A 26,463-nucleotide genomic window follows, 5' to 3' on the forward strand; every position below is an offset into this window, starting at 1 on the left:
GCTCGCGTCGGGGACGCGGCCGGGGGCCGTGGCACCGGGGCGGGCCGCGGGGCCGTTCACGCCGGGGAGGGACCAGAGGTGTGCCTCGGGCGGCAGGCGGGGGGACCGCCTGCCGCGCGGACTCCACGGACGGGGCCGTGGACCTCGTTCAGTCCACCGCGGGTGACCGGCGCGCACCGGGCGCGCCGTGCCATCGCATCCCGTTCACCTGTCCCGGCTCGGCCCCGATGACGTACCGCACCCGCCGCCCGTGCACCCGGCGCGCGGGCGCCCGGCAGCCACGCGGCCGGCAGCCGCGGGCGAGACGGGCGTAGGGGTCCCTGGCCGACGGGGCGGGTGTGCAGGGCGTGCCGGCCGCTCCGGCCGGCGTGCGGCCGTCCGGGTGGGCGCACGGCACCGGGATCCGGGGCCGTCCCACGGGCTCCCCGGCCCGTACGGCGGGCGCGGACACCGGCACCACGCTCATCTCAGCCGCGTCCGTGCCGCAGCGCGGGGTGCGTGCCGGCGGCGACGAGGTCGGAGACGGCCGTCTTCGGGTCACGTCCGGTGACGAGGGACTCGCCCACCAGCACGGCGTCGGCGCCCGCGTTGGCGTAGGCGATGAGGTCGTGCGGGCCGCGCACACCCGACTCGGCGACCTTGACGATGTTCTCGGGGATTTCGGGGGCCACCCGGTCGAAGGTGCCGCGGTCGACGTCGAGGGTCTTGAGGTTGCGCGCGTTGACGCCGATGACCTGGGCGCCCGCGTCCACCGCCCGCTCGGCCTCGTCCTCGTCGTGCACCTCGACGAGCGGGGTGAGGCCGATGGAGACGGCGCGCTCGATCAGCGACTCCAGGGCCGGCTGCTCCAGGGCGGCCACGATCAGCAGCACGAGGTCGGCGCCGTAGGCCCGGGCCTCCCAGAGCTGGTACGAGGTGACGACGAAGTCCTTGCGCAGGATCGGGATGTCGACGCGCGCCCGGACCGCCTCGAGGTCGGCGAGCGAACCGCCGAAGCGGCGCTCCTCGGTGAGGACGGAGATGACGGAGGCGCCGCCCGCCTCGTAGTCGGCGGCCAGTCCGGCGGGGTCGGCGATCGCGGCGAGCGCGCCCTTGGACGGGCTGGACCGCTTGACCTCGCAGATCACCTTGACGCCGTCGCCGCGCAGTGCGGCGAGCCCGTCCTTGGCCGCGGGAGCCTTCGCCGCGCGCTCCTTCAGCTCGTCGAGGCTGACGCGCGCCTGCCGCTCCGCGAGGTCGGCACGGACTCCGTCGATGATCTCGTCGAGCACACTCACGCGAGCGGCCCCCTTCCTGACGGTTGATGCTGAGCCGATGGCCCTTGCGATGGTATCCGGAGGAACCGGTGGTCCTCGCATCCGGCTCGGGCCGGTCCCACCGACTGGACGCGTCCTGTGCGTCCGGACGGTGCCGGTGCTCGCGGGTGGTCCGGGGCGCTCCGTGGTGCTCAGGGGTGGAGCAGGCCCCCGAAGGGCAGGTTGCGGGCCACCGTGAAGAGCAGCAGCAGCGCCCCGCCGGTCCACAGCGGGGCCGCGCCGAGTTCGACCCGGACGGGCCGCCCGGTCAGGGAGCGGACCACCCAGACGGTCCACAGCACGGCGAAGGCGAGGAAGCCCACGGCGGCGAGGACGTTGTCGGTGAGCGCGGCGGCGAATTCGCCGTGGGCGAGGGCGTGGGCGCTGCGCAGACCGCCGCAGCCGGGGCAGTACAGCCCGGTGACGCGCAGGAGCGGGCAGGCGGGGTAGTGGCCCGGCTCGTTGGGGTCGACCGCGGCGACGTACCCGAAGGCCGCGACGACGACCGCGAGGACCGCGGCCGGGACCGCCGCGGCGCGTGCGTGGACGTTCACCCGGGGCATTCTGCCGCCTCGTGCGGCCGTGCGCGCGGGCGGCGTGGTCCTGACGGGAGGTCCCCGCACCCCCTCGGGGGGCGCGAGGAACCGTGCGGGAGGGTCTGCGCTCAGCCCTTGGCCTCGTGGACCGGGTGGGTGTGCTTCGGCTGGCCCAGGCCCATCATGCGCATGATCCCGCCGACGACCCCGCCCAGGAGGATCAGCGCCATGCCCGCCCAGAAACCCGCCGGCTGGGCCGCGACCATGAACACCCCCGCGACGCAGAAACCGATGAAGGCGATGATGACACCGGTCCAGGCGGCCGGGGTGTGACCGTGGCTGCTGCCCGCCATGACTTGCTCCTCGTTGCTGTGTGCGTATGTGAGCCGAACGCTCCGCGTCCATTCTTCCGCACCGGCGCGTACGCCGTGAGCCCGGGGGTGGTCCGTCGGCGGCGGCTCGCTACGCCCCGGTCGGGTCCTCGCCCCGGTCCAGGGCCCGCCACAGGTCCTCGGGGCGGTCCGGGTCGACCGGGCGGGTCCGGCGCGGCCGGGGCGTCCCGTCGCGTTCGTAGCGGCCGGACATCGCGGGCCACAGCCGGCCGTAGCGCAGCGCGAGCAGTCCGGCGAGGAGCAGCAGCGCGCCGCCGAAGGCAGCGAGGTAGGGCCAGGCCGTATGGGTGAGCGCCGCCGCGGTGGCGGAGGTGTCCCCGGAGGTCCGAGCGGCCTGCTCGTCGAGGGCCGAGCTGTCGCCGAGGCCGAACAGGGCCGCCGCCATCGTGCCGGCGCCGGAGAGCGCGAGCAGTGCGGCGACCAGGTAGCGGCCGGTCCTGCGGACGGCGAAGACGGCGACGAGCGCGGCGAGCCCGACCACGGCGAGGGCCGCGGGGACACCGGTGACGTCGCTTCCCTTGACGTGCAGCGGGAAGGTGCCGCCGGGCACCGCGACGGTGCCGGAGGACCAGCCCTGCCGGGTGGAGAGCAGGGCCACGGCGGCGCCGAGCGCCCCGCTCAGCAGGGCGGTGGCGAGGCTGCGGCGGCCGGACCGGGCCGGCGCGGGCTCCTCGGCGGAGGGGTGAGGTAGGGCTGTCACGTACTCCACTATCACCCGAACACCGGGCGTTCCGTCACCCGGGGTTCGGGTGAGCCCACGTGTCCTCGGTCACCGTGCGCGCGTTCCGGCTCCTTCCAGTCGGTTGGCGGTGTGCACCGCGCGGAGCACCGCGGCGGCCTTGTTGCGGCATTCGGTGTCCTCTGCGACGGGGTCGGAGTCCGCGACGATGCCCGCGCCGGCCTGCACGTAGGCGGTGCCGTCCCGCAGCAGGGCGGTGCGGATGGCGATGGCCGTGTCGGAGTCGCCGGCGAAGTCGAGATAGCCGACGCAGCCGCCGTAGAGCCCGCGCCGGGACGGTTCGAGCTCGTCGATGATCTGCAGGGCGCGGGGCTTGGGCGCGCCGGAGAGGGTGCCGGCGGGGAAGCAGGCGGTCAGCACATCGAAGGCGGTGCGGCCGGGGGCGACGCGGCCGGTGACCGTGGAGACGATGTGCATGACGTGGGAGTACCGCTCCACGGACATGAAGTCGACGACCTCGACGGAGCCGGGCCGGCAGACCCGTCCCAGGTCGTTGCGCCCGAGGTCGACGAGCATGAGGTGCTCGGCACGCTCCTTCGGATCGGCGAGGAGTTCCTCGGCGAGGGCCTGGTCCTCCTGCGGGCCGGCGCCGCGCGGGCGGGTGCCGGCGATGGGGTGGACCATCGCGTGTCCGTCCTCGACCTTGACCAGGGCCTCGGGCGAGGAGCCGACGACGTCGAAGTCGTCGAAGCGGAACAGGTACATGTAGGGCGAGGGGTTGGTGGCCCGCAGGACCCGGTAGACGTCGAGCGCGCTCGCCGTGCAGGGTGTCTCGAAGCGCTGCGAGGGCACGACCTGGAAGGCCTCGCCGGCCCGGATGCGCTCCTTGATGTCCTCGACGGCCTTCCGGAAGTCGGGGCCGCCCCAGAGCGCGCTGTACTCGGGCAGTTCGGAGGGCGGGAGCGCGGCGGGCGGCTGGGCGACCGGCCGGGCCAGGTCCGCCTCCATCGCGTCCAGGCGGGCGACGGCGTCGGCGTAGGCCTCGTCGACGCCGGTGTCCAGGTCGTTGTGGTTGATGGCGTTGGCGATGAGCAGGACCGTGCCGTCCCAGTGGTCGAGGACGGCGAGGTCGGAGGTGAGCAGCATGGTCAGCTCGGGGAGCTTCAGGTCGTCCCGCTCGCCGGGGCCGACCTTCTCCAGGCGGCGCACGATGTCGTAGCCCAGGTAGCCGACCATGCCGCCGGTGAAGGGCGGCAGCCCCAGGTCGTGGGTGAGGTCCCGGGGGGTGTGCAGGGCCTCGACGGTGGCGCGCAGCGCGGCGAGCGGGTCGCCGTCGGCGGGGACGCCGACGGGCGGGGTGCCCAGCCAGTGGGCGCGGCCCTCGCGTTCGGTGAGGGCGGCCTGGCTGCGGACGCCGACGAAGGAGTAGCGGGACCAGGTGAACGCCGCGCGGCCGTTCTCCGCGGACTCCAGCAGGAAGGTGCCGGGGCGCTCGGCGGCGAGCTTGCGGTAGAGCGCGACCGGGGTGTCGCCGTCGGCGAGGAGCTTGCGGCTGACGGGGATGACGCGGCGGTCGGTGGCCAGCTTGCGGAAGGTCTCGAGGTCCATGGCGGTCGACCCTACTGAGCGGGGGTGGTGGTGTCCGCCCCGGCGGGCGCGGGCGGGGCGGTGGGCGCGGTGTCCGGGGCGAGCAGGACGTCCGCGTCGAAGCAGGTGCGGTCGCCGGTGTGGCAGGCGGCGCCGACCTGGTCGACCTTGACCAGCACGGTGTCGGCGTCGCAGTCCAGGGCGACGGACTTCACGTGCTGGACGTGGCCGGAGGTGTCGCCCTTGACCCAGTACTCCTGGCGGCTGCGGGACCAGTAGGTGCAGCGGCCGGTGGTGAGGGTGCGGTGCAGGGCCTCGTCGTCCATCCAGCCGAGCATGAGGACCTCGCCGGTGTCGTACTGCTGGGCGATGGCGGGGAGGAGCCCGTCGGGGGTGCGCTTGAGGCGGGCGGCGAGGTCGGCGGGCAGGGGGCCGGCGGGAGGGGGCGCGGGTGTGCTGCTGGTCATGCGTGCCATTGTGCCGCGCGGCGGGGCGGGGACCTGCGACTTGTCCACAGGCCGGACCCTGTAGTCACACTTATCGGCCGTCTCGTCCGTCACCTCCGTGCGGCGGTCGCGGGCGGTCGCGACGAACGGGCCCACCCCCGTCGACGGCTCGACGCCCCCAAGGGCTCGATGACCCGACGGCTCGACGGCTCGACGGCTCCTCACGCCCCTCGCGGCCGCCGCGGTCGTAAGCTGAGCGTATGTCGACCCATGCGAAGCGTGAACGACTTCTCCTCGCCGATCTGTTGGAGGCCTCGGGGCCCGATGCGCCCACCCTGTGCGAGGGGTGGACGACACGGGACCTGGCCGCGCACCTGGTCGTGCGCGAGCGACGGCCGGACGCGGCCGGCGGGATCCTGATCAAGCAGCTCGCCTCCCGGCTGGAGCGGGTGATGGACGAGATGCGGGCGAAACCCTACGAGGAGCTGATCCAGCTCGTCCGGACGGGCCCGCCGCGGTTCTCCCCCTTCTCCCTCAAGCAGGTCGACGAGGCGTCGAACACCGTCGAGTTCTACGTCCACACCGAGGACGTGCGCCGCGCGCAGCCCGACTGGACGCCCCGCGAGCTGGACGCGGTCTTCCAGGACACCCTGTGGTCCCGGCTGGAGCGGATGGCCCGGGTGATGGGCCGCGGCGCCCCGACGGGCCTGGTGCTGCGGCGGCCGGACGGCCGGACCGTGGTCGCGCACCGGGGCCTCCCGGTGGTCACCGTCACCGGGGAGCCCGCGGAGCTGCTGCTGTTCGCGTACGGCCGGCAGGGTGCCGCCCGGGTGGAGCTGGACGGCGACGCGGACGCGGTGGCCAAGGCGCGGGGCACCAAGCGGCTGGGTTACTGAGAGCCGCCGGGCGACGCGGCGGGCCTACCGTACGGGGTGGCCCGCCTCCCGCAGCTCCCGCTTGACCTCGCCGATGCGCAGGTCGCCGAAGTGGAACACGGAGGCGGCCAGGACCGCGTCCGCGCCCGCCTCGACGGCCGGCGGGAAGTGCGGCAGGGCGCCGGCCCCGCCGGAGGCGATCACGGGGACGGTGACGTGTTTGCGGACGGCGCGGATCATCTCCAGGTCGTAGCCGTCCTTGGTGCCGTCGGCGTCCATGGAGTTGAGCAGGATCTCCCCGGCGCCGAGTTCGGCGGCCCGGTGGGCCCATTCGACGGCGTCGATGCCGGTGCCCTCGCGGCCGCCGTGGGTGGTGACCTCGAAGGAGCCGGTCCCGGTGCGCCGGGCGTCGACGGACAGGACGAGGACCTGGCGGCCGAAGCGTTCGGCGATCTCCCGGATCAGTTCGGGGCGCGCGATCGCCGCGGTGTTGACGCCGACCTTGTCCGCGCCGGCCCGCAGCAGCTTGTCCACGTCCTCGGCGGTGCGTACGCCGCCGCCGACGGTGAGCGGGATGAAGACCTGCTCGGCGGTGCGGCGGACCACGTCGTAGGTGGTCGCGCGGTTGCCGGAGGAGGCGGTGATGTCCAGGAACGTCAACTCGTCGGCACCCTCGGTGTCGTACACCTTGGCCATCTCGACGGGGTCGCCCGCGTCGCGCAGGTTCTGGAAGTTGACGCCCTTGACGACCCGGCCGTTGTCCACGTCCAGGCAGGGGATGACTCGGACCGCCAGGGTCATGAATCCACGGCTCCTCTGAATGCTTCGAGTTCGACTTCGACCAGCACGCGCGAGTCGAAGAATCCGTCGACGACGAGCAGGGTGGCGACCGGCCGCACCGCGTCGAACATTTCCTTGTGCGCCCGGCCCACCTCGTCCACGTCCCGCGGATGGGTGATGTAGACCCGGGTGCGGATCACCGCCTCCGGGCCGAGACCGAACTCGGCGATCGCCTCCAGGGCGCCGGTGAAGGCCGCCCTGGCCTGCTCGTAGGGGTCGCCCTCCCCCTGCAGCACGCCCTCCCGGAGCGCCGTCGTGCCCGCCACCAGCACGCGGTCGCCCGCCGCGACGGCGCGTGCGAAACCGAAGGACTCTTCCCAGGTGCTTCCGCTCTGCACGCGCCGTACGGCGTCGGACGTCATGAGGACACAACCTCCAGGGCTTCTTCGAGAGTGAACGCCTTCGCGTACAGGGCCTTCCCGACGATGGCACCCTCGACACCGAGCGGGACGAGGGAGGACAGGGCGCGCAGGTCGTCCAGGGAGGAGACGCCGCCGGAGGCCACGACCGGGCGGTCGGTGGCCGCGCAGACGTTCTTCAGCAGCTCCAGGTTGGGACCCTGCAGGGTCCCGTCCTTGGCGATGTCGGTGACGACGTAGCGGGCGCAGCCCTCCTTGTCGAGGCGCGCGAGCGTCTCGTAGAGGTCGCCGCCGTCGCGGGTCCAGCCGCGGCCGCGCAGGGTGGTGCCGCGCACGTCGAGGCCGACGGCGATCTTGTCGCCGTGCTCGGCGATGACCTCGGCGACCCATTCGGGGGTCTCCAGGGCGGCGGTGCCGAGGTTGACGCGGGTGCAGCCGGTGGCGAGGGCGGCGGCGAGGGTGTCGTCGTCGCGGATGCCGCCGGACAGCTCGACCTTGATGTCCATGGCCCTGGCGACCTCGGCGATCAGCGCCCGGTTGTCGCCGGTGCCGAAGGCGGCGTCCAGGTCGACCAGGTGCAGCCACTCGGCGCCGGAGCGCTGCCAGGCCAGGGCGGCCTCCAGCGGGGAGCCGTAGGAGGTCTCGGTGCCGGACTCGCCGTGGACGAGGCGGACGGCCTGGCCGTCGCGGACGTCGACGGCGGGGAGGAGTTCGAGCGTGGCCATGGTTCTACAGGGTTCCGATCCAGTTGGTGAGGAGCTGGGCTCCGGCGTCGCCGGACTTCTCGGGGTGGAACTGGGTGGCCCACAGGGCGCCGTTCTCGACGGCGGCGACGAACTTCTCGCCGTGCGTGGACCAGGTGACCCTGGGGGCGCGCAGGGCCGGGTTCGCGGTCTCCAGGGACCACTCGTGGACGGCGTAGGAGTGCACGAAGTAGAAGCGCGCGTCGCTCTCGAGTCCGGCGAAGAGCTCGGAGCCCTCCGGGGCCTCGACGGTGTTCCAGCCCATGTGGGGGACGACGGGTGCCTTGAGGGGCTCGACGGAGCCGGGCCACTCGTCCATGCCCTCGGTCTCGACGCCGTGCTCGATGCCGCGGGCGAAGAGGATCTGCATGCCGACGCAGATGCCCATGACCGGGCGGCCGCCGGCCAGCCGGCGGCCGATGATCCAGTCCCCACGGGCCTCCTTGAGACCCTTCATGCAGGCGGCGAAGGCGCCGACGCCGGGGACGAGCAGGCCGTCGGCGTTCATGGCCCGGTCGTAGTCACGAGTGATCTCGACGTCCGCGCCGGTGCGCGCGAGGGCGCGTTCGGCGGAGCGGACGTTGCCGAAGCCGTAGTCGAAGACGACGACCTTCTTGGCGGGGCCGGTCGACATCACACCTCCAGTCGCACGATGCCCGCGACCAGGCACATGGCCGCGCCGACGGAGAGCAGCACGATGAGACTCGTGGGCATCTTCTGCCGGACGAAGGAGACGATCCCGCCGACCAGGAAGAGCCCCAGCACGATGAGCGCCGTGGACCCGCCGTTCACAGTGCCTCCCCGTTCGCTTCTCCGCCCGCGCGGCGCGAAGGCGCCGGCATCGTCGTCGTCCGCGGCCCGGCGGCCGCGCGCACGTCGCTCACAGCGCCCCCTTGGTGGAGGGCAGGATTCCGGCCGCACGCGGGTCGCGTTCGCTGGCGTAGCGCAGGGCCCGGGCGAGGGCCTTGAACTGGCACTCGACGATGTGGTGCGCATTGCGCCCGTAGGGCACGTTGACGTGCAGCGCGACCTGCGCCTGGGCGACGAAGGACTCGAGGATGTGCCGCGTCATCGTGGTGTCGTACGCGCCGATCATCGGCGCCATGTTCTCGGGCTCGGTGTGCACCAGGTAGGGGCGGCCGGAGAGGTCGACGGTGACCTGCGCGAGGGACTCGTCCAGCGGCACCGTGCAGTTGCCGAAGCGGTAGATGCCCACCTTGTCGCCGAGGGCCTGCTTGAAGGCGGCGCCCAGCGCGAGGGCGGTGTCCTCGATGGTGTGGTGGGAGTCGATGTGCAGGTCCCCCTCGGTCTTCACGGTCAGGTCGAACAGACCGTGCCGGCCGAGCTGGTCGAGCATGTGGTCGTAGAAGCCGACGCCCGTCGACACATCGACCTTGCCGGTGCCGTCGAGGTCGATCTCGACGACGACCGAGGTCTCCTTGGTGGTGCGCTCCACGCGCCCGACGCGGCTCATGCGCTCCGCTCCTGTCGTTGGTCGTTGGGGTCCGTGAGGCCGGTGTGGTCCGGCTGGTCACCGGTGTTCGGCTGATCCGTGAGGTTCGGCTGATCCGTGTGGTCCGGCTGATCCGGGTGGTCCGTGTGGTCCGTGTGGTCCGGGTGGTCCTTCTTGAGTGCGCGTGCCGCTTCGAGGAACGCGTCGTTCTCCGCGGGGGTTCCGGCGGTGACGCGCAGCCATCCCGGTACCCCGTTGTCCCGGACCAGGACGCCCCGGTCGAGGATGCTCCGCCACGCCTCGTGCGCGTCGGTGAACCGCCCGAACTGCACGAAGTTGGCGTCGGAGGGTGTCACCTCGTAGCCGAGGGCGCCGAGTTCGGCGGCCAGGCGGTCCCGTTCGGACTTGAGCCGCTCGACGTAGCCGAGCAGGGTGTCGGAGAACTCCAGCGCGGCCAGCGCGGTCGCCTGGTTGACGGCCGAGAGGTGGTACGGCAGCCGTACGAGCTGGACGGCGTCGACGACGGCCGGGTGCGCGGCGAGGTAACCCAGGCGCAGTCCCGCCGCCCCGAACGCCTTCGACATCGTGCGGGAGACGACCAGGTTCGGGCGGCCCTCGAGCAGCGGCAGCAGCGAGTCGCCGTGGCTGAACTCGATGTACGCCTCGTCGAGGACGACCAGGGACGGCTTCGCGGCCTGGGCCGCCTCGAACAGCGCGAGGACGGCCTCCGGCGGGACCGCGGTACCGGTGGGGTTGTTGGGGCTGGTGATGAAGACGACGTCCGGGCGGTGCTCCGCGATGGCCCGCTCGGCGGCGGGGACGTCGAGGGAGAAGTCCTCGGCTCGCGGGCCGGAGATCCATCCGGTGCCGGTGCCGCGCGCGATGAGCGAGTGCATCGAGTACGAGGGCTCGAAGCCGAGGGCGGTGCGCCCGGGCCCGCCGAAGGTCTGCAGCAGTTGCTGGATGACCTCGTTGGAGCCGTTGGCGGCCCACACGTTCTCCGGCCCGACCGGGTACCCGCCGGTTTCGGTCAGGTACGCGGCGAGCCGGGTGCGCAGTTCGACCGCGTTCCGGTCGGGGTAGCGGTTGAGGTCGCGGGCGGCCTCGCGCACCCGTTCCGCGATCCGCTCGACGAGCGGCTCCGGCAGCGGGTACGGGTTCTCGTTGGTGTTCAGCCGTACGGGGACGTCCAGCTGCGGTGCGCCGTAGGGGGACTTGCCGCGCAGTTCGTCCCGTACGGGGAGGTCGTCGATGCCGAACGTGCTCACTTGCTTCCGGGTACCTTCCAGTCGAACCGTGCCTTGACCGCGGCGCCGTGCGCCGGCAGGTCCTCCGCCTCGGCGAGCGTCACCACGTGGTGGGCGACCTCGGCGAGCGCGTCGCGCGTGTAGTCCACGACGTGGATACCGCGCAGGAAGGACTGGACGGAGAGCCCCGAGGAGTGGCAGGCGCAGCCGCCGGTCGGCAGGACGTGGTTGGAGCCGGCCGCGTAGTCGCCCAGCGAGACCGGGGCCCAGGGCCCGACGAAGATCGCGCCGGCGTTGCGTACGCGGTCGGCGACGGCCGCGGCGTCGGCGGTCTGGATCTCCAGGTGCTCGGCGCCGTAGGCGTTGACGACGCGCAGGCCCTCCTCGACGCCGTCGACGAGCACGATCGCGGACTGCCGTCCCTTGAGGGCGGGCACGATGCGGTCCTCGACGTGCTTGGTGGCGGCGACCTGGGGCTCCAGCTCGCGCTCGACCGCCTCGGCGAGTTCCGGTGAGTCGGTGACGAGGACGGCGGCGGCCAGCGGGTCGTGCTCGGCCTGGCTGATCAGGTCGGAGGCGACGTGCACCGGGTCGGCCGTGGAGTCGGCGAGGATCGCGATCTCGGTCGGGCCGGCCTCGGCGTCGATGCCGATGCGGCCGGTGAAGAAGCGCTTGGCGGCGGCGACCCAGATGTTGCCGGGGCCGGTGACCATGGTGGCGGCCGGGCAGGACTCGGTGCCGTAGGCGAACATCGCGACGGCGGTGGCGCCGCCCGCCGCGTACACCTCGTCGACGCCGAGGAGGGCGCAGGCGGCGAGGATCGTCGGGTGCGGCAGGCCACCGAACTCGGCCTGGGCCGGGGACGCGAGGGCGATCGACTCGACACCGGCCTCCTGCGCGGGCACCACGTTCATCACCACGGAGGACGGGTAGACCGAGCGGCCGCCGGGCGCGTAGAGCCCGACGCGGTCGACCGGCACCCACTTCTCGGTGACCGTGCCGCCGGGCACGACGCGGGTGGTGTGGGTGGTGCGGCGCTGCGCGCGGTGCACGGCGCGGGCGCGGCGGATCGACTCCTCCAGGGCGGCGCGGACCGCCGGGTCGAGCAGCTCCAGTGCCTCCTTGAGGGCCTCGGCGGGGACGCGGACGGACTCCAACCGCACGCCGTCGAACCTCTCGGCGAAGTCGATCAGTGCCGCGTCGCCACGATGATGCACGGCCTCGCAGATGGGACGCACCTTTTCCAGGGCGGCCGCGACGTCGAAGTCGGCTCGGGGCAGCAGGTCGCGCAGGGCGGGTCCCTCCGGGAGGGCATCGCCGCGCAGATCGATTCGGGAGATCACAGGCTCAATTCTCTCAGACCGCGGGCGGTGACCGTCCGTCCGTATCAGTGGCTGATACCTCACCTGTCGGCGCACACGGAGCGAAGTCATCGTCACTTTCAGTGTTCAACACGTGACCCAGTGGGCATGACCGGTTGTACCAACCCGCGAGTAACGCCACCTGTGGTGCAGAAGGGAGGCACCGTGACGGGGAGGACGGGCGCACCGTGACCGAGAGTGACGGCCTGCGCGCCATGAGAGAGGTTCCCGGCGGACTGACCACCGTCGAGGCCGGCATGTGGCAGGCGTTCCGTGCCGGCACCGTCTACGACCTGCGCAGTGGTGACGCGGCGGTGGACGATCCGCACGGCGGCGCCCCCTGGGGCCCCGAGCGCACGGTCCGGGCCCGGGTCGTCTGCTGGCTGCTGCTGGACGGCCCGCCCGCGCTGGCCGGCCGGGTCTCCTCGCTGAAGCTGACCGGCGTCCACGTCACCGGCCCGCTCGACCTGGCGGGCGGCACGGTCGAGCCCTACGTCGAGATGACGGGCTGCCGCTTCGAGCAGGAGATGCGGCTCCCGGAAGCACGGTTCACCACGATGCGGCTCCTCGACTGCGCGATACCCCGCCTGGAGGCGGCCCGGGTGCACACCGAGGGCGATCTGCACCTGCCGCGCTGCCGCGTCCCCGGCGGCATCCGGTTGACCGACGCCCGCATAGGCACCGATCTGCTGCTCAACCAGGCGGTCGTGGGCGGGGACCGCACCGGCCGGGCGATCATCGCGGACGGCATCTCCGTCGGTCAGGACCTGCAGGCGGAGATGCTCCACGCGGAGGGCGAACTGAGCCTGCGCAGCGCCCAGATCGGCGTGTCGCTGAGCCTTCGGGGCGCCCGGCTGAGCAGTACGGGCACCCGGAACGCCCTGAACGCCCCCCAACTCACCGTCGAGCGCACGCTCTACCTGAGCCCGGCCGGGCTCGGCAACCCGGTGCTGACCAGCGGCACCACCCCGGCCCGCGGCACGCTGGTGCAGCGCTTCGAGGCGCGGGGCGGGATCCGGCTGGACGACGGCCGCTTCGGCGACTCCGTCGACCTGGAGGGCGCCCGCTTCCTGCTCGGGGACGCCGAGGAGCTGTCGCTGCGCCGGGTGCAGGTTCCCGAGCTGCGGTTCCTCGGGGATCGGCCGGAGCGGGGCCGGGTGGTGCTCTCGGGCGCGCGGATCGGCAACCTCGTCGACCGCACGACGAGCTGGCCCGGCCCGGGGCGGCTGCACATGGGTGGCTTCGCCTACGAGAACCTGGTGCCGCAGGACGCCTTCCCGCTGGCCCGGCGGCTGGACTGGGTGACGGCGGCGACCGCCGAGTACGACCCGGAACCGTACGAACGGCTCGCGGCCGTCCTGCGCGGCTCCGGAGAGGACGAGGACGCACGCGAGGTACTGCTCGCCAAACAGCGCCGCCGGCGGGAGACGCTGCCGCTCGCCGCGAAGCTGTGGGGGTACGCGCAGGACTGGACGGTGGCCTACGGGTACCGGCCGGGCCGCGCCGCGGTGTGGATGGCGGTGCTGTGGGCGGCCGCGTCGCTGGCCTTCGCACGCGACGATCCGCCGCCCGCCGATCCCGAGCGGCATCCGCACTGGAACGCCTCCCTGTTCGCACTCGACCTGCTGCTGCCGGTGATCGATTTCGGCCAGGTCGGCCAGTGGCAGCTGCGCGGCGGCTGGCAATGGCTGGCGGCCGCGGTGATCCTGCTCGGCTGGGTCCTGGCGACGACGGTGGCCGCGGGCGTGACGCGGACGCTGCGGCGGCACTGACCCGTGACCGAGGCGGTTCAAGGGCGGGCGCCCCGGCGCGGGGTCATCTCACGGCCGGGGGGCGTCTCGCGGCCGACGCCCGTGAGGCGTGGGTAGAGCCGTGCGACAGATGAGAAACACTCACCTTTTACTCCGCCTTGACCGTCCCCCGTACAACCAATACGGGTTTCGCCCCCACCCCTGGCGCGCACTCGACCTGCGTGTTTTCAATGGTCGACACCATGCTCCGCCTGCGCGCCCTGCTCCGTCACACCCGGCCGTCCCGGAACGCCCCGCGACTCGCCGGGTTCGTCCCGCACGGCCTCGCCCGAGACGCCCTCGCACGGAACGGACTCGTGCCGGACGGGCTCGTGCCCGGGGGATTCGTGCCGGACGGACTCGTACCGGACGACGAGGTGCTGCTCGACGCGCCCGACGGCCGCCTCTCCCCCGTGCTCGCCGCGGCCGGGCGCGGGGAGCACGGTCCGGCGGCCGCGCTGCTCGCCGGCACCCGCGAGGCCGCCGAGTGGGAGGCCCGCGACGGCTACGTCCGGCGGCTCGCACTCTTCGCCCGCTCGCGCGGCGAGTGGTTCGAGGCCTGGTGCGCCGCCGCCCCGGACTCCCCCGACGTCGTGCTGGTCGGGGCACAACTCGCGGTGGACAGCGACTGGGCCTCCCCCGCCCGCGCCGAACTGCTGCGCCGGGCCGCTCCGTCGGTGGCGGCGGCCACCGCGGGCGGCGGCGGGGACCCGGTGCCCTGGCGGATCGCACTGGACCACGCCCGGGGCGTCCGCGCCGGACACGCCGCCTTCGAACGGCTGTGGGTCGAGGCCGTGCGCCGCGCCCCGCACCACTACGGGTGCCATGTGGCGGCCCTGCGGTACCTCGCGGGCGCCTGCGGCTCCGAGGGCGCCTCCCGCGCGGAGTGCCATCGCGAGTGCTTCGACTTCGCCGAGCGGGCCGCCCAGGACGCGCTCCCCGGATCGCTGGTGCAGGCCCTTCCCGTCCGGGCCGCCCATGCCTACCTGACCGCGCGCCGGAGCGGTCCCGCCGTGCCACGGGAACGGCTGGACGCGGCGGCCGACCGTGCCCTCGCCCTCTCCGCGGGGTACGCGCCCGCCGACCCCTGGCCCGCGGAGGTGCGCAACCTCCTCGTCCACGTGCTGGTCCGGCTGCGCCGCTGGGAGGACGCGCTGGAGCAACTCCGGCTGATCGGGCCCTGCGCCACCTCCTTCCCCTGGGAACGCGAGGGCGAGGACCCGCTCGCCCGGTTCCTGCACGTACGGGCCGGTGTCCGGCTCAGGGTGGCCTCCGGCCTGCCCCCGGGCGCGGGCGGTCCACGCCCGACGCGGCCTCGCGGCGCGCGCGATCCGTACCCGCCGGGTGACCGCACCGGCCGGTCCGGGCCGCGCGACCATTAGGCTGTCCCGTCGTGACCACCGTCCGGCTTCCGCTCTTCCCGTTGAACTCGGTGCTGTTCCCGGGGCTCGTGCTTCCGCTGAACGTCTTCGAGGAGCGTTATCGCGCCATGATGCGCGAACTGCTGAAGACCCCCGAGGAGGAACCGCGCCGTTTCGCCGTCGTCGCCATCCGCGACGGCCACGAGGTCGCGCCCAGCGCGCCCGGCCTGCCCGACCCGACCGCCGCGCCGGACCGTGGCCCGGCGGCGGGCTTCGGGGACGATCCGGCCAAGGCGCTGCACACGGTGGGCTGCGTCGCGGACGCGGCGACGATCCGCGAGCGGCCCGACGGCACCTTCGAGGTGCTCGCCACCGGCACCACCCGGGTCCGGCTGCTCTCGGTGGACGCCTCGGGCGCCTTCCTGACCGCCGAACTGGAGGAGCTGGAGGAGGAGCCGGGCGACGGCGCCGGAACGCTGGCCGAGGGCGTGCTGCGCGCCTTCCGCACGTACCAGAAGCGGCTGGCGGGGGCCCGGGAGGGTTCGCTGTCTACGGGCGGGGACCTGCCGGACGAGCCGTCCGTGGTCTCGTACCTGGTCGCGGCGGCGGCGATGCTGGACACCCCGGCGAAGCAGCGGCTGCTCCAGGCCCCGGACACCGCCTCGCGGCTGCGGGACGAACTGAAACTCCTTCGCGCGGAGACCGCGATCATCCGTAACCTGCCGTCCTTGCCGGCGGCGGATCTGACGCGGGGACCGCAGAGCCTCAACTGACCGGCGCCGCGCGCCGCGCGAGGAACGACGGAACACGGCTGGACGAGGGTCGCAATGGCGAAGAAGGCGAAGAAGCAGCAGTCGGGCGGCACCCCGGCGACGGTGGCGCTAACGGCGGCGGGGGTGGCGCACACGCTCCACTCCTACACGCACGATCCCTCCCACCCCTCGTACGGCGAGGAGGCGGCCGAGGCGATGGGCGTCTCCCCGGACCGGGTCTTCAAGACCCTGGTGGCCGACGTGGACGGGGCGCTGGTGGTCGGCGTCGTCCCGGTGGCGGGCTCGCTCGACCTGAAGGCGCTGGCCACGGCGGTGGGCGGCAAGCGCGCGGCGATGGCCGACCCGGCGCTGGCGGAGCGGACGACGGGCTACGTGCGGGGCGGCATCTCGCCGCTGGGGCAGCGCAAGCGGCTGCGGACGGTCCTGGACGACTCCGCGTCCGCGCACGCCACGGTGTGCGTGTCGGCGGGCCGGCGGGGTCTCGAGGTGGAGCTGGCCCCGGGCGATCTGGCGGCGCTGACGGACGCGGTCCTCGCCCCGATCGCGCGGGGCGCGTAGGAGCGGGAGCGGCCCCCGGGCTGCCGGGCGCGCGGGGCGGCGCGCAGGCGGGTGCGCCGCGCGGCCCGCCCGCCGCCGGCGGTGCGCGGGCTGCCGGGCCACCGGGCCACCGGGCCACCGGGCCACCGGGCCACCGGGCCGAGTCTCTCCCGGCGGGAGGCCGGGACACCGGCCGGGGCCGTGTGCCTCCGCCCCCGCCTCCCCGCTTGCCGCCGCTGTCCCACCGGCGCCGCTTGCCCGCCGCTATCCCACCGGCGGCAGCTGCGCCGGTTCCGGGTCCCTCGGGCCGAACAGGGCCGTGAGGCCCAGGTGGACCACCAGCGCCGCCACGGACCAGGCGAGGAGCGCCCCCTTCGCGCCGAGCTTCAGCGGGGCAGAGAACGTCACGCCCTTGCCGACGCTCTTGGCGTGGGCGATCACGTCCCCGGAGGGACCCAGCCAGATCCCCACCCGCCAGGCGAGCAGCGAACCGAGCAGCCCGCCCACGGCGAGCGCCACGACCAGCGGCACCCCGCCCTGCCGCCGCACGAGGAACACCGCCAGCGCGGTCACCGCCCCGAACGCCAGCGCGAGCAGCGTGAACGTCCCGTCGACGCCGATCGCCTGCTCCCCCTCGCTGTCCTTGAGGTAGACGACCCAGTTCTTGCCGACCACGTCACCGACCAGCGGCACCTGCGGCGCCAGCCACCACCACAGCACCCCGAGCAGCGCTCCCGTCACCGCCACGCCCAGCGCGAGGAGTGCCGCCTCCCGTACTTCGGTCTTCATGCCGGGTCCGTCCTGTCCGTACGGCACGCCGGGGGCACCGTTCACCGCCGCGCCGTCGAAGCCCCGCCACGACTCGTGGGCGGACTCGGGCGCCACGGGGGCGGAGGGGGCGGGGGCCTGCTGTCCGGCCTGGTCGCGACGGGACGGTTCCTGCGGGGGCGGAGGAGTCAACGGAGCGGTCACCCTGTCATCGTGCCAGTCGAATCGGTCGGTCGCGTCACCGGACGGCCGCGCGCCGGTACGCCCAGGTCGCCACGGCCAGCGAGGCGAGCCCGACGCCCGCGCACACGGCGAGGTCGACGAGGACGTGCGTCCAGTCCGGGTGTCCCCCGAACGTCCGCGCGAACGCCTCCACACCGTACGTGGAGGGCAGCAGGTCGCGCGCGAGGCGGACGACTTCCGGCAGCCGGCCGGCCGGGAGCACCCCGAGCAGGAGCGCCGCCGACATGCCGAGCTGCCCGAGCAGGGTGGCCAGTTCGGGCCGCGGGGCGAGCAGCCCGAGGGCGGCGCCGAGCCCGGAGAGCGCGGCGCCGGCCAGCGGGATCACCGCGGCGAGGATCCACAGGTGGCCGAGCGGCAGGCCGAAGAGCAGACATCCGGACACGGCGGTGACGAGCGTGCCGGGCACCGTGAAGGAGGCGTACGCGCCGGCCGCGCCCAGCACCACGGCGGCGGGCGGCACCGGGAGGGTCGCGTAGTGGTCGAGGCCGCCGTCGGCCCGCAGCTGCCCGAAGTACTGCGCCAGCAGGTTGAGCGCGACGAAGGCGACGACGAGGACCGAGGATCCGGCGACCACCGCGCGCGCCCCGGCCTCGTCGTCCACGACCCCGCGCATGAGGATCATGATGCCGATCGACTGGAACGTCGCCACGAACAGCAGCGGGATGCGCGCCACCCGGGCCCGGGAGAGCTGCGCCTTGTACACGGCGGCGAGCGCGGGCCACAGCCGGGCGCGCGGCCCGAGGGCGACGGCCTCCCGGCCGGTGTCCGGGGCGGCCCCGGGGCCGGCGGGCAGGGTTCCGGCGGGTGCGGCACTCGCCACGCGCTGCTCCTTCTCGCTTCGGCGGTCGTTGCGCGGGGGCCGTCCGTACCGTGCGGACCGCACGGACGCCGTCTCCCGCGTGCTCACCGCCGCATCGGCCCGCCTCACGCCTTCACCAGCCCCTGGGCGTCCCCGCCAAGGGCGAGGTACACGTCCTCCAGGCTGGGTGTGGCGAGGGTGAAGTCGTCCAGGGCGGCGAAGGCGGCGCCTCCGGTGACGGTGGAGACGACGGCCCGGGCCTCCTCGGGGGCGAGCCGCAGCGTCCAGCGGCGCCCGGACTCGGTGGCGCGGCCGTGCAGGGCGGCGACCTCGGGCACCTCGAGGGGCGGGCGGTCGCGCCAGACGAGGTCCACACGCACCTCGCCGGCCACCTCGGCCTTGAGCCCGGCGGGCGTGTCGCAGGCGACGACGCGGCCGCGGTGCAGGACCGCGACCCGGTCGAGGACGGTCTCGGCCTCGATGACGTTGTGGGTGACCAGCAGCACGGTGGTGCCGTGTTCCGCGCGGCGCCGGTCCACGGCGGCCCACACCGCGCGCCGGGCGACCGGGTCCATGCCGGTGGTGGGTTCGTCGAGCACGAGCAGCGGGCGCTCGCCGACGAGGGCGGCGGCGAAGCAGGCGAGGCGGCGCTGGCCGCCGGAGAGCTTCTTCAGGGGGCGCGCGGCCAGCGGGGCGAGGCCGAGTTCCTCGAGGACGGCGTCCCGTTCCGCGCGGGCCCGGCGCAGGTCGAGTCCGCGCAGCCGGCCGGTCGTCTCGGCGGCCAGGGAGACGGTCAGCTCGTCGAGGGCGGTGGACTGCTGGCCGAGGTAGGCGAGGATGCGGGAGGCTCGCTCGGGGTGCCGCACGATGTCGTGGCCGAGGATGTCGACGCTGCCGCGGTCGGGGCGCATGAGGCCGGTGAGCTGGCGGACGAGGGTGGACTTGCCGGCTCCGTTCGGGCCGAGCAGCCCGAAGATCTCGCCGCGGCCGACGTCGAGGCACACGTCGTCGGTGGCACGGATCTCGGGGGTCGCGGCGGTTCCGCGGCGGGCGCGGACCGCGGGGTAGCTCTTGGTCAGCCCGCGTACGCGTACGACGTCGCCCTGCTGCCGGGCCGACGGTGCGGTGCGCGTGTTCACAAGGGACGAGAGTACGGGGTATCGCCGACAAACCCGCGTCCGGGTGGGCCCCGGAGGGGATTTCGCCACGGCCCTCCCCCGCCCTTTCGCCGCTCCTCGTCCTCGCGCCCGCCACTCGCCCCTCACCGCCGTGCGTTCCGGGTGCCCGGCGCTCGCGGGCGCCCGGGAGCGTGCCGGCTACTCCCCCGCCGGGACGCGTTCCGTGGCGGTCCTGGCGTCGATCTCCCGCCAGAACCCCGCCCGGATCGCGTAGCGGTCCTGTTCGTCGATCTGGTCGTCCTTGTGGGCGAGGAGGCCGAAGCGTGCCGCGTACCGCAGCAGCTCGCCGTCGATGCGGTGGGGCACCCGCGGGTACATGCCGGAGATCTTCTGGAGGTGGACTTGGTCGGTCAGGCGCTCCGCCCACCTTCGGGCGAACACCTGTCCGACCTCGAGCGGGTCGCCGCCGACCGCGGTGATGTCCTCCTCGCGGTCGGCCCAGCGCTGTTCGGCGCTGGTGAGCTGCGCGAGCGTCGGCAGGGAGGCGGCCTCCGGGGACTCCGCCCCGGGCCGGTCCACCCAGCCCTTGTCGGAGGACCACCGCAGCGTCGCCGAGGGCGGCGGGGACACCGGCTGCGGGCCGGGAGCCCGCAGGGCGGCCAGGTCCTTCGGGGTGGGGACGCCCTTGTGGGGGTGCCCGCGTTCCGCCGAGCCGTTGCGCGGTTCGGCGGCCTGCTCGTGGCGCGGCTGCTCGGCCGGGCGCTCGGGCCCGGCGGAGAGCGAGGACTCCGGCAGCGGGGCGGAGAGGATCGCGGCGATCTCGGGCCGGGGCAGATGGGGAGGCGCGCAGGTGCCGCCGTACTCCTTGGCGCGGACGGCCCGGGTGATCCAGGCGCGGTCGAGGACCCGGCGTTCGTCGGCCTCGGCGACGAGGTCCTCGGACTGGTTGTAGTCGCCGTCGGCGGCCTGCACCGCCCACAGGTGGACGGCGACGCCGTGCTCCTTGGCGGCCATCATGCCCGGGAGCAGATCGCCGTCCCCGGTGATCAGGACCACGTCGGAGCAGGCCCGGTTGCGGGCGAGTTCGGTCAGTTCGGCGTGCATGGCGGCGTCGACGCCCTTCTGCGCCCACCGCCCGTCGCTGCGGGTCAGGGCGCCGAGGCGCACCGTGACCCGGGGCATCACGCGCAGCCGGCGGTGCTCGGGCTGGGGTACGCGGTCGGGGGCGCCGTCGAACCAGTAGATGCGCAGCAGGGGCTGCCGGGTGTCGGACTCGGCGCGTTCGCGCAGGCCCTGGATGAGGGCGGCGTGGTCGACGGTGATGCGGGAGCGGGAGGGTTCACCGGCGAGGAGGCTGGCGGCGGCCCCGAGCAGGTATCCGGCGTCCACCAGGACGATGCAGCGGTCCACGCGGTCCACCTCTTTCCGGGAGGTTTGCTTCGGGCTTCCTTCGAGTCTGCCCGACGGCACGGGGGTTAACGGTCCGAACTCGATCTTCGGCGTGGCGCAGGAGCGGGTGTGCTGCCAGCCACCTTGTCACACACGGTAATTGCCCGGAATGCGTTCTTTGTATGGCTGTGTGAGTCTGATCCCGTCCACGGCCCCCAGGGCCCCCGGATCGCTTCCAGGAGGCGAATCAGCATGGCCAAGAACAAGAACCAGAACCGTAAGCAGCAGAAGAACAACGGCCCGCAGAACCGCTCGGCGCAGGCCGAGCACGCCCAGGAACAGGCGCACCGGCCCGAGCGGGAGGCGCAGGCCGCCTCGATAGCCCCGGCCGATGCGGGCCCGGCCCAGTCCGGCCGCAAGCAGCGGAAGAGCTTCGGCCACAACTGAGGCCGGGCGCACCAAGTAGGGGCGCATCCCGTGCGGGATGCGCCCCTTGCGTGCACCTGTGCGCGACCGGCCGGCGAACGGATCGCCGGTCACTCACCGCCCGGTCACCGGCCGATCACCGTCACTCACCGGTCGAATCAGCACCGGGACCTCACCCGGCGTTCACACCGGCCCCTCAACCCGCCAGGCAGGCCGGACCGAGCAGCACCTTGAGGTCGCCGAAGAGCGCGGGGTCCGGCTTCACCCGGTGCCGGTCCAGCCGGAGCACCGTGGTCTTGCGGGGTCCCTGGAGCTTGATCCGCACCTCGCTGTCGCCCTTGTGGTGGCTGAGGATCTCGCCGAGGCGGCTGACCATCGGCGGGGTGACCCTGGTGGCCGGGATGGTGAGCACCACGGGCGCGTTGGTGCCCGCGTTCGACAGGTCGGGCACCTGGAGCTCCATCGCGACCAGCCGGGGCACGTCCTCCCGCTTGTCGAGTCGGCCCTTGACGAACACCACGGCGTCCTCGACCAGTTGGGTCGACACGAGCTGGTACGTCGCCGGGAAGAACATGCACTCCAGGGAGCCTGCGAGGTCCTCGACGGTGGCGATCGCCCAGGCGTTGCCCTGCTTGGTCATCTTGCGCTGGAGTCCGGAGATGATGCCGCCGATGGTGACGACCGCGCCGTCCCCGAAGTCGCCGCCGGTCAGCTGGGCGATGCCCGCGTCGGCCTTGTCGGACAGCACGTGCTCCAGGCCGAAGAGCGGGTGGTCGGAGACGTACAGGCCGAGCATCTCCCGCTCCTGGGCGAGCAGGTAGGTCTTGTCCCACTCGTCGGGGGAGAACTCCACGTCGAGTCCGAAGCCCGGCTCGCTGGTGTCCCCCTCGCCCATGCCGCCGAAGAGGTCGAACTGGCCCTCGGCCTCCTTGCGCTTGACCGCGACCACGTTGTCGATCATCGGCTCGTACTGGGCCGTGAGCCCCTTGCGGGTGTGTCCCATCGAGTCGAAGGCGCCGGCCTTGATGAGCGACTCCGTGGTCCGCTTGTTGCAGACGACGGCCTCGACCTTGTCGAGGTAGTCCGGGAAGGAGGCGTACTTCCCCTTCGCCTTGCGGCTCCTGATGATCGAGTCGACCACGTTGGTGCCGACGTTGCGCACCGCGGAGAGGCCGAAGAGGATCACGTCGTCGCCCTGGGCGGCGAAGTTCGACTCCGACTCGTTGACGTTGGGCGGGAGCACCTTGATGCCCATGCGGCGGCACTCGTTGAGGTAGACCGCGGACTTGTCCTTGTCGTCCTTGACCGAGGTGAGCAGCGCGGCCATGTACTCGGCCGGGTAGTTGGCCTTCAGGAAGGCGGTCCAGTACGAGACCAGGCCGTACGCGGCGGAGTGCGCCTTGTTGAAGGCGTAGCCGGCGAAGGGGACCAGCACGTCCCACAGCGCCTGGATCGCCTCGTCGCTGTAGCCGTTCTTCTTGGCGCCGGCCTGGAAGATGGTGAAGTTCTTCGCCAGTTCGTCGGGCTTCTTCTTGCCCATGACGCGGCGGAGGATGTCGGCCTCGCCGAGCGAGTAGCCGGCGATGATCTGGGCGGCCTTCTGCACCTGCTCCTGATACACGATCAGGCCGTAGGTGACGTCCAGGACCTCCTTGAGCGGCGCCTCCAGCTCGGGGTGGATCGGGGTGATCTCCTGCAGGCCGTTCTTGCGCAGCGCGTAGTTGGTGTGCGAGTCCATGCCCATGGGGCCGGGCCGGTACAGCGCGGAGACGGCGGAGATGTCCTCGAAGTTGTCGGGCTTCATCAGGCGCAGCAGGGAGCGCATGGGGCCGCCGTCGAACTGGAAGACGCCGAGGGTGTCGCCGCGCTGGAGCAGTTCGAAGGTCGTGGGGTCGTCCAGCGGCAGCGACAGCAGGTCGATGTCGCGGCCCTTGTTGGACTTCACCATCTTGACGGCGTCGTCCATGATCGTCAGGTTGCGCAGGCCGAGGAAGTCCATCTTCAGCAGGCCGAGCGACTCGCAGCTCGGGTAGTCCCACTGCGTGATGGTCACGCCGTCGGTGTGCCGGACCCAGACGGGCACGTGCTCGGTGATGGTCTCGCTGGACATGATCACGCCGGCCGCGTGCACGCCCATCTGCCGGACCAGGCCCTCGACGCCCTTGGCGGTGTCGATGACCTTCTTCACGTCCGGCTCGTTCTCGTACATCCCGCGGACCTCGCCGGCCTCGCTGTAGCGGGGGTGCGTGGGGTCGGTGATGCCGTTGAGGTCGATGCCCTTGCCGAGGACGTCGGCGGGCATCGCCTTGGTGATGCGGTCGCCCATCGCGTACGGGTAGCCGAGGACGCGTGCGGAGTCCTTGATGGCGTTCTTGGCCTTGATCTTGCCGTAGGTGCCGATCATGGCGACCTTGTCGGCGCCGTACTTCTCCGTGACGTACCGGATCACCTCGACGCGCCTGCGCTCGTCGAAGTCGATGTCGACGTCGGGCATGGAGACGCGCTCGGGGTTGAGGAACCGCTCGAAGATCAGACCGTGCGGGATCGGGTCGAGGTCGGTGATGCCCATGGCGTAGGCGACGATCGAGCCGGCCGCGGAGCCACGGCCGGGGCCCACCGCGATGCCGTTGTTCTTGGCCCACATGATGAAGTCGGCGACCACGAGGAAGTAGCCCGGGAACCCCATCTGGATGATGACGTCCATCTCGTACTCGACCTGCTTCTGGCGGTCCTCGGGGATGCCGCCGGGGAAGCGGCGCTCCATGCCGCGGCGCACCTCCTCCTTGAACCAGGTGACCTCGGTGTAGCCCTCGGGGATGTCGAACTTCGGCATCAGGTCGCGCTTCTCGAACATGCCCGTGGTGTCGATCTGCTCGGCCACCAGGAGGGTGTTGCGGCAGCCCTCCTGCCAGGCGTCCGAGGAGTCGATGGCGTACATCTCGTCCGCGGACTTCAGGTAGTAGCCGGTGCCGTCGAACTTGAAGCGGTCGGGGTCCGAGAGGTTCTTGCCGGTCTGGATGCACAGCAGTGCGTCGTGGGCGCTCGCCTCGTGCGCGTACGTGTAGTGCGAGTCGTTGGTGACCAGGGGCGGGATGCCGAGCTTCTTGCCGATCTCCAGCAGGCCCTCGCGGACCCGGTGCTCGATGTCGATGCCGTGGTCCATCAGCTCCAGGAAGTAGCGGTCCTTGCCGAAGATGTCCTGGTAGTCGGCGGCCGACTTCAGGGCCTCGTCGAACTGGCCGAGACGCAGCCTGGTCTGCAGCTCGCCCGAGGGGCAGCCGGTGGAGGCGATGAGCCCCTCGGACCACTGGGAGATGGTCTCCTTGTCCATGCGGGGCCACTTCTGCAGCCAGCCCTCGGCGTAGGCGTCGGAGGACAGGCGGAAGAGGTTGTGCAACCCGCCCGCGTCGGCCGCCCAGATCGTCTTGTGGGTGTAACCACCCGAACCGGACACGTCGTCCCGCTTCTGGTGCGGCTGACCCCAGCGGATCTTGCGCTTGTTGCGCCGGGACTCGGGGGCGACGTACGCCTCGATGCCGATGATCGGCGTGACGCCCGCCTTCTTCGCCGAGTGGAAGAAGTCGTAGGCCCCGTGCAGGTTGCCGTGGTCGGACATGGCGATGTGCGTCATGCCCATCTCGTTGCACGCGTCGAACATGTCCTTCAGCCGCGCGGCACCGTCCAGCATCGAGTACTGGGTGTGGACGTGCAGGTGCGTGAACGGCTTGTTCGACACGTTCGGCCTCCCTGGGCAGAAGCGGGCGACGGGCTGGCGGACAGTCCGGGGGTCAGCGTCGAAGTCTATGCCCCGGCACCGACACCGGCGGGCCCCCTCCGCGTACCTTCGGGCGGGGGTACGCGGACAGTCCGCCAGTCCCCGGCCCCGCGTGTGCGGGGCCGGGGAATCCCGCGCGTGTCGTCCGGGCGCGCGCGGGCGCGGGCACTTCCGGTGGCCCTCGCGCGTTGGACCGACCGGCGGGGCCACCGCCGGTCCGTCCGGCCCGGCGGGCGCTCGCTCCCGCCGCATCCGTCACGCACCACCCGCACCTGGAGGCACCCAGCGATGTCGGTCCCGCAGCTCAACGACGAGCACCGCGGCGAGGAGATCCTCGCCGTCTTCGACACCGCCTTCGGCAGGCTGCTGGCCGCCGACCCGGCCGCGTTCCGCGTGAAGTTCCGCAAGATGGCGGCCTCCGCGTTCGCCTTCTACCGGGGCACGGCGTGCCTCTTCTACCACGACCTGGACGCCGGCGGCGAGGGCGACCTCAGGGGCCCGTACCTGGACGAGCGCACCTCACGGGTGTGGATCCACGGCGATCTGCACGCGGAGAACTTCGGCACCTACATGGACGCCAACGGCCGGCTGATCTTCAACGTGAACGACTTCGACGAGGCCTACGTCGGCCCCTTCACCTGGGACCTGAAGCGGCTGGCGGCCTCCGTCGCCCTCATCGGCTACGCCAAGGCGCTCAGCGACGAGCAGATCAGCGAACTGGTCGGCGTCTACGCGGCCGCCTACCGGGAGCGTATCCACGCCCTGGCCACCGGCGCCAAGGACGACGAGGTGCCGCCCTTCACCCTGGACACCGCCCAGGGACCGTTGCTGGACGCGCTGCGGGACGCCCGCTCGCTGACCCGCTTCGGCCTGCTGGACTCGATGACGGAGATCCGGGACTTCGAGCGCCGCTTCGCACCCGGTGGCGGCTCCGTCGAGCTGGACGCCGCCACCCGCTACAAGGTGCTGGCCGCCTTCGACGGCTATCTGGAGACGCTGCCCGAGTCCTCCCTGACCCGTCCGGACTCCTACCGCGTGAAGGACGTCGTGGGCCGCCGCGGGATCGGCATCGGCTCGGCCGGGCTGCCCTCGTACAACATCCTCCTGGAGGGCAACAGCGACGCCCTGGAGAACGACGTCGTCATCTACATCAAGCAGGCCCAGGTCCCGGCCGTCTCCCGGCACATCACGGACCGGGCGATCCGCGACTACTTCCAGCACGAGGGCCACCGCACGGTGATCTCCCAGCGCGCCCTCCAGGCCCACGCCGACCCGTGGCTGGGCTGGACGGAGCTGGACGGCGCCGGGCAGCTCGTCGCCGAGGTGTCCCCCTACGCGGTGGACCTGGACTGGGGCGAGATCGACGACCCGGAGGAGATCGCCGCCGTCGTCGCCGACCTCGGCCGGGCCACCGCCACGATGCACGCGGCGGCGGACGACCAGTCCGGCGAGTCCCTCGTGCCCTTCTCCACCGAGCGCGCGATCGACGCCGCCATCGCCGCCGACGAGAGCGGCTTCGGCGACCTCCTCGTCGACTTCGCGCACGACTACGGGGCCCGCGCGCGCGGTGACCACCAGATCTTCGTCGACCTGTTCCGCAACGGCCGCATCCCCGGCCTCTGAGCCCGCGGCGGCCCCGCCCACCACAACGCTCCGGTAACGCACAGCTCC

The 26,463-nt window shown here is 72.9% G+C and carries 27 protein-coding genes; 7 read left to right on the forward strand and 20 right to left on the reverse strand.

Features of this window, described 5'->3' with window-relative positions; translation table 11 throughout:
• Nucleotides 1-148 precede the first annotated feature (148 nt).
• The 7 genes from trpM to hisI form a co-directional block, all read right to left on the reverse strand.
• Nucleotides 149-466 carry a tryptophan biosynthesis modulator TrpM gene (gene trpM, locus OHB09_RS33285; protein ID WP_371788678.1) on the reverse strand — a complete coding sequence of 106 codons (318 nt, stop codon included), beginning with the start codon at nt 464-466 and terminating at the stop codon, nt 149-151.
• A 1-nt stretch (nt 467) separates the two neighbouring features.
• Nucleotides 468-1,277: an indole-3-glycerol phosphate synthase TrpC gene (trpC, locus tag OHB09_RS08040; protein WP_006143531.1), complete on the reverse strand. Its 810-nt coding sequence runs from the start codon at nt 1,275-1,277 to the stop codon at nt 468-470.
• Nucleotides 1,278-1,447: 170 nt separating this feature from the next.
• Nucleotides 1,448-1,858, reverse strand: coding sequence for a DUF2752 domain-containing protein (locus OHB09_RS08045; RefSeq protein WP_191852860.1), 411 nt, complete (start codon nt 1,856-1,858; stop codon nt 1,448-1,450).
• 101 nt (nt 1,859-1,959) lie between these two features.
• A complete protein-coding gene (locus tag OHB09_RS08050) occupies nt 1,960-2,184 on the reverse strand; it encodes an HGxxPAAW family protein (protein WP_006143533.1) in 225 nt (74 codons plus the stop codon).
• A gap of 109 nt (nt 2,185-2,293) precedes the next feature.
• Entirely contained in the window at nt 2,294-2,932 is a 639-nt protein-coding gene (locus OHB09_RS08055) for a TIGR02234 family membrane protein (RefSeq protein WP_006143534.1), read from the reverse strand.
• A gap of 60 nt (nt 2,933-2,992) precedes the next feature.
• Entirely contained in the window at nt 2,993-4,510 is a 1,518-nt protein-coding gene (locus OHB09_RS08060; protein ID WP_006143535.1) for an anthranilate synthase component I, read from the reverse strand.
• 11 nt (nt 4,511-4,521) lie between these two features.
• Nucleotides 4,522-4,956, reverse strand: coding sequence for a phosphoribosyl-AMP cyclohydrolase (hisI, locus tag OHB09_RS08065; RefSeq protein ID WP_050811340.1), 435 nt, complete (start codon nt 4,954-4,956; stop codon nt 4,522-4,524).
• Between the two features lie 239 nt (nt 4,957-5,195).
• On the opposite strand from hisI, the gene OHB09_RS08070 reads away from it, so the two are divergent.
• Nucleotides 5,196-5,831, forward strand: coding sequence for a TIGR03085 family metal-binding protein (locus OHB09_RS08070; protein WP_006143537.1), 636 nt, complete (start codon nt 5,196-5,198; stop codon nt 5,829-5,831).
• Nucleotides 5,832-5,855: 24 nt separating this feature from the next.
• Here the strand turns inward: OHB09_RS08070 and hisF are convergent, their stop codons facing one another.
• The 8 genes from hisF to hisD all read right to left on the reverse strand — a co-directional run bounded on the left by hisF (nt 5,856) and on the right by hisD (nt 11,795).
• Nucleotides 5,856-6,611, reverse strand: a complete 756-nt coding sequence (gene hisF / locus OHB09_RS08075) for an imidazole glycerol phosphate synthase subunit HisF (RefSeq protein ID WP_006143538.1) — start codon at nt 6,609-6,611, stop codon at nt 5,856-5,858.
• Nucleotides 6,608-7,012 (reverse strand): RidA family protein, encoded by a 405-nt coding sequence (locus tag OHB09_RS08080; protein ID WP_006143539.1) that lies wholly within the window; start codon nt 7,010-7,012, stop codon nt 6,608-6,610. The genes hisF and OHB09_RS08080 overlap by 4 nt, the downstream gene beginning before the upstream one ends.
• Nucleotides 7,009-7,734: a bifunctional 1-(5-phosphoribosyl)-5-((5-phosphoribosylamino)methylideneamino)imidazole-4-carboxamide isomerase/phosphoribosylanthranilate isomerase PriA gene (gene priA, locus OHB09_RS08085; protein ID WP_006143540.1), complete on the reverse strand. Its 726-nt coding sequence runs from the start codon at nt 7,732-7,734 to the stop codon at nt 7,009-7,011. Before priA ends, OHB09_RS08080 begins: the two co-directional genes overlap by 4 nt.
• 4 nt (nt 7,735-7,738) lie before the next feature.
• Complete coding sequence (gene hisH, locus OHB09_RS08090; RefSeq protein ID WP_006143541.1) at nt 7,739-8,386, reverse strand: imidazole glycerol phosphate synthase subunit HisH; 648 nt, start codon at nt 8,384-8,386, stop codon at nt 7,739-7,741.
• The gene (locus OHB09_RS08095) at nt 8,386-8,544 is read right to left on the reverse strand and encodes a hypothetical protein (RefSeq protein ID WP_006143542.1); all 159 of its coding nucleotides are present in this window, start codon (nt 8,542-8,544) and stop codon (nt 8,386-8,388) included. The genes hisH and OHB09_RS08095 overlap by 1 nt, the downstream gene beginning before the upstream one ends.
• A gap of 88 nt (nt 8,545-8,632) precedes the next feature.
• Nucleotides 8,633-9,226, reverse strand: a complete 594-nt coding sequence (gene hisB, locus OHB09_RS08100; protein ID WP_006143543.1) for an imidazoleglycerol-phosphate dehydratase HisB — start codon at nt 9,224-9,226, stop codon at nt 8,633-8,635.
• Nucleotides 9,223-10,473: a histidinol-phosphate transaminase gene (locus OHB09_RS08105; RefSeq protein ID WP_328921780.1), complete on the reverse strand. Its 1,251-nt coding sequence runs from the start codon at nt 10,471-10,473 to the stop codon at nt 9,223-9,225. The genes hisB and OHB09_RS08105 overlap by 4 nt, the downstream gene beginning before the upstream one ends.
• Nucleotides 10,470-11,795: a histidinol dehydrogenase gene (gene hisD, locus OHB09_RS08110; RefSeq protein ID WP_167794391.1), complete on the reverse strand. Its 1,326-nt coding sequence runs from the start codon at nt 11,793-11,795 to the stop codon at nt 10,470-10,472. The genes OHB09_RS08105 and hisD overlap by 4 nt, the downstream gene beginning before the upstream one ends.
• Nucleotides 11,796-12,028: 233 nt before the next feature.
• Between hisD and OHB09_RS08115 the strand changes: the two genes are divergently transcribed.
• From OHB09_RS08115 to ybaK, 4 genes are all read left to right on the forward strand, one after another.
• Nucleotides 12,029-13,585, forward strand: a complete 1,557-nt coding sequence (locus tag OHB09_RS08115; protein ID WP_191853209.1) for an oxidoreductase — start codon at nt 12,029-12,031, stop codon at nt 13,583-13,585.
• Nucleotides 13,586-13,794: 209 nt separating this feature from the next.
• Nucleotides 13,795-14,985, forward strand: a complete 1,191-nt coding sequence (locus OHB09_RS08120; protein WP_328921781.1) for a hypothetical protein — start codon at nt 13,795-13,797, stop codon at nt 14,983-14,985.
• Between the two features lie 11 nt (nt 14,986-14,996).
• Nucleotides 14,997-15,737, forward strand: coding sequence for an LON peptidase substrate-binding domain-containing protein (locus tag OHB09_RS08125; protein WP_093595831.1), 741 nt, complete (start codon nt 14,997-14,999; stop codon nt 15,735-15,737).
• Nucleotides 15,738-15,791: 54 nt separating this feature from the next.
• Nucleotides 15,792-16,295: a Cys-tRNA(Pro) deacylase gene (ybaK, locus tag OHB09_RS08130; RefSeq protein ID WP_191852863.1), complete on the forward strand. Its 504-nt coding sequence runs from the start codon at nt 15,792-15,794 to the stop codon at nt 16,293-16,295.
• Between the two features lie 243 nt (nt 16,296-16,538).
• Here the strand turns inward: ybaK and OHB09_RS08135 are convergent, their stop codons facing one another.
• From OHB09_RS08135 to OHB09_RS08150, 4 genes are all read right to left on the reverse strand, one after another.
• Nucleotides 16,539-17,246 carry a DUF2567 domain-containing protein gene (locus tag OHB09_RS08135; protein ID WP_006143550.1) on the reverse strand — a complete coding sequence of 236 codons (708 nt, stop codon included), beginning with the start codon at nt 17,244-17,246 and terminating at the stop codon, nt 16,539-16,541.
• 34 nt (nt 17,247-17,280) lie between these two features.
• Nucleotides 17,281-18,105 (reverse strand): ABC transporter permease, encoded by an 825-nt coding sequence (locus OHB09_RS08140; RefSeq protein ID WP_006143551.1) that lies wholly within the window; start codon nt 18,103-18,105, stop codon nt 17,281-17,283.
• A gap of 104 nt (nt 18,106-18,209) precedes the next feature.
• Nucleotides 18,210-19,223: an ABC transporter ATP-binding protein gene (locus tag OHB09_RS08145; protein ID WP_006143552.1), complete on the reverse strand. Its 1,014-nt coding sequence runs from the start codon at nt 19,221-19,223 to the stop codon at nt 18,210-18,212.
• Nucleotides 19,224-19,400: 177 nt separating this feature from the next.
• Nucleotides 19,401-20,612, reverse strand: coding sequence for an NYN domain-containing protein (locus tag OHB09_RS08150; RefSeq protein ID WP_040896925.1), 1,212 nt, complete (start codon nt 20,610-20,612; stop codon nt 19,401-19,403).
• A 231-nt stretch (nt 20,613-20,843) separates the two neighbouring features.
• Here OHB09_RS08150 and OHB09_RS08155 point away from each other — a divergent pair, with 231 nt between their 5' ends.
• Complete coding sequence (locus OHB09_RS08155; protein WP_006143554.1) at nt 20,844-21,038, forward strand: hypothetical protein; 195 nt, start codon at nt 20,844-20,846, stop codon at nt 21,036-21,038.
• Nucleotides 21,039-21,213: 175 nt separating this feature from the next.
• Here OHB09_RS08155 and dnaE read toward each other — a convergent pair whose 3' ends face one another.
• Nucleotides 21,214-24,753, reverse strand: a complete 3,540-nt coding sequence (dnaE, locus tag OHB09_RS08160; protein WP_006143555.1) for a DNA polymerase III subunit alpha — start codon at nt 24,751-24,753, stop codon at nt 21,214-21,216.
• Between the two features lie 327 nt (nt 24,754-25,080).
• Here dnaE and OHB09_RS08165 point away from each other — a divergent pair, with 327 nt between their 5' ends.
• Complete coding sequence (locus tag OHB09_RS08165; protein ID WP_006143556.1) at nt 25,081-26,415, forward strand: DUF2252 domain-containing protein; 1,335 nt, start codon at nt 25,081-25,083, stop codon at nt 26,413-26,415.
• Nucleotides 26,416-26,463: the final 48 nt, after the last annotated feature.

This window comes from Streptomyces griseoaurantiacus (assembly GCF_036189845.1).
GTDB classification, from domain to species: domain Bacteria; phylum Actinomycetota; class Actinomycetes; order Streptomycetales; family Streptomycetaceae; genus Streptomyces; species Streptomyces griseoaurantiacus.